Annotated in this window: 3 protein-coding genes; all 3 read right to left on the bottom strand. The window is 66.7% G+C overall.

All coding sequences use genetic code 11. The features are described 5' to 3' along the window. Positions 1–335: 335 nt before the first annotated feature. Positions 336–1103: a precorrin-4 C(11)-methyltransferase gene (gene cobM, locus OHA40_RS19690; RefSeq protein ID WP_330228375.1), complete on the bottom strand. Its 768-nt coding sequence runs from the start codon at positions 1101–1103 to the stop codon at positions 336–338. A 338-nt stretch (positions 1104–1441) separates the two neighbouring features. Next, positions 1442–1867, bottom strand: coding sequence for a PPOX class F420-dependent oxidoreductase (locus OHA40_RS19685; protein WP_330228374.1), 426 nt, complete (start codon positions 1865–1867; stop codon positions 1442–1444). A gap of 224 nt (positions 1868–2091) precedes the next feature. Beyond that, positions 2092–2406, bottom strand: coding sequence for a hypothetical protein (locus OHA40_RS19680; RefSeq protein ID WP_330228373.1), 315 nt, complete (start codon positions 2404–2406; stop codon positions 2092–2094). Positions 2407–2645 lie beyond the last annotated feature (239 nt).

Raw genomic sequence — 2645 nt, 5'->3', positions numbered from 1 at the left:
CCGTAACCTCGCTTCCGGAACACCACGCAAGCGCTCCCCGACCACACCTGGAGTAGGCGCTCACCTGTCCAAGCGTGGCGCCTGCGTCTCCAGTTCAGTTCCCATATCAATCAGGCAAAAATGTTCATTTGAACTATCTGTCCAACAGGCCGGCGTTGTTACATGGGCTCGACCGTGCCCGAAGCCCACCGACCGGCTCCGCCGGGACTGCCGTTGCGAATCACCGGATCAATCTACCGTCGCCTCCGCCACCCGACCAACCAACCTCCATAGCCGTACGACATCACCACAGGCAAAGTGGTTGTGAGCGGTTCGTAAGGGGACTGTTGCGGTTCTCACATACCGGAGTTGTCGGCGGACCCGCGCCCCCGCGCCGGGTCGTAGAGGTGGGACTCCGCGCAGGAGAGCGAGGGCGCGAGCGCACGCCCTACCAAGATCACCGCGGCCTGTCGTAGGCCCGCCGCCTCGACCTGGGCGGCGATGTCGGCCAGCGTCCCGCGCAGGACGAGCTGCTCAGGCTGGCTGGCGCGGTACACGACAGCCGCCGGGCAGTCCGGGCCGTAGTCGGCGGCCAGTTCGGCCGCCAGCGCGCGGACTCGGGTGATGGCCAGGTGCAGCACGAGCGTCGCGCCGGTGGCCGCGAAGTTCGCCAGCGCCTCCGACTCGGGCATCGCGGTCGAGCGGGCGTGCGCGCGAGTCAGCACCACCGACTGCACCAGCTCCGGCACCGTCAACTCGGCACCGAGCAGCGCCGCGGCCGCGGCGTAAGCGGGCACGCCCGGCGTGACATCCCACGGAACACCGTGCGCGTCCAGCCTGCGAGTCTGCTCGGTGAGCGCGGAATACAACGACGGGTCGCCCGAGCACAGCCGAGCCACGTCCTTGCCCGCGCGGTCGGCGCGCACCAGATGATCGGTGATCTGATCGAGGTCCAAGTGCTGGGTATCGATCAACTCGGCATCCGGCGCGCAGTACGCCAACACTTGGGAGTCCAGGTAGGTACCTGCATAGAGACAGACCGGCGACGCGCGCATGAGTTCGACCGCGCGCACCGTCAACAGATCTGCCGCACCCGGCCCCGCCCCGATGAAGTGCACGGTCATGCGCCGAGTGTATTGACCGCCGCACGCCACCTTATGGGCACAGTCGGACGTAGTCCGTCGTCAGCCCGCGCGGCCGGAGCAAGGCGGAGGTATGTCCAACCGGCAACCGAACTCGTCGCACCCGAACGTCGACTTCGCCACTCGTTCACACAGTGCCGGAGCCCGACCTCAGCCGGTCACGTCGAAGTGCGCCTTCGCGGCCCACAGCCGGACCACCTGCTGACCAGACCCCGTTGTGCTCACCGAACTCCTCCGCTCAGGCCGCACCGGTACCACGAGTGCCGAGCAGTCCACACCGTCGCGTCGAAGAGGGCGACCAACCTCGAGCGCCGAGCGCCTCAGCCGGTCACGTCGAAGTGCGCGACCACTTTCGCGGGCCGCAGCCGGACCACCAGCTCGCCGGGAACGCCATTGCGCTTGCCGAATTCCTCGGCCCGATCCGCCCCCATATACCGTCCGCCGATCGCAGTGGCGGTGCGCAGCAACTCGTCCGGGTCCTCCGAGAGTGTCACGGAGCCCTGCAACTGAACCGACGCATACGGCGGCACCTCTAGATCGACGCACACCGCGACCCGCCCGTCCCGCGCGAACGCCTGACCCTTGACTGTCGACTTGCCCGTGTTGAACACCAACTCGTCCCCGTCGAGGACGAACCAGACCGGCGTAACCATCGGCCTGCCGTCAGCGGCCACGAAAGCCACTTTGCCCGTCCGGGTTCCTTGGGTGAGAAATGCGCGCACGTCGGGATCGGAAAGTGAAGCCATCGGCTCACCCTAGGTCGACCAAGTGCCCAATCAGCGCTGACACGCATGACCCGCAGCGTCCAGGATCAGGACCGGGAAACCACTCCGCGCATCATCGCCCCGACGTTCGCCCGCCGTCTCCCTCTCGCCGATCATCACGATGAACCACAGTTAGGACGACCCACATCCGCGAGACCTCGCACGCGGTCATCGGATCCCGTCCGCTCAGACCATGCCCGCACGCTTCACCAGACCACGCCTCGCGCATCATGCGGCGGAATATTCCCGGAGTCGAGCGTGATCAGCCCGCACACCGCCATGATCGTATCTTCGCGAGATTCCAAGTGGTCCAACGCTGGGGTGATCACGGCCGCTGCGCCGACTCGGCCGATCACCGTGAGCAGCGCTGCGATCGAGGCGGGCGCGGTCGGGCCGACGACCAGTGTCCGAGCCAGGTCGTAGCCGGATAACCGTGCCAGTGACCGGATTTCGAGTTCATGTCGGCGCGCGCGGCGACCGGAGATGTCGCGACGCAGATACCCGACCACTTTCGGCTTCACGATGACCTCTCGTTCGATGGGAACGCCCGCAGTCGGGGGCTTTAGCCACCGCTCGCAGCTCACTGCGTCCGGAGTGTCGTGGTGGGGCCCGACATCACCCCGACGCCGGGCGCAACGCAAGCCTCAGGGAACGAAGGGTGCGCGGCGACGCTGTCAAGCGCACGACAACAGGAGTGCCATATCTGCCGTTGAGCCGCACAGCGGGCGGCTTCTCACCTAAAGTTCGCTCGTAACAATGG

The sequence above is a fragment of the Nocardia sp. NBC_00508 genome (assembly GCF_036346875.1).
In the GTDB taxonomy this organism is placed as follows: Bacteria; Actinomycetota; Actinomycetes; order Mycobacteriales; family Mycobacteriaceae; genus Nocardia.
Note: the sequence above shows the minus strand (reverse complement) of the source record. Positions and strands in the feature narration are given on the sequence as shown.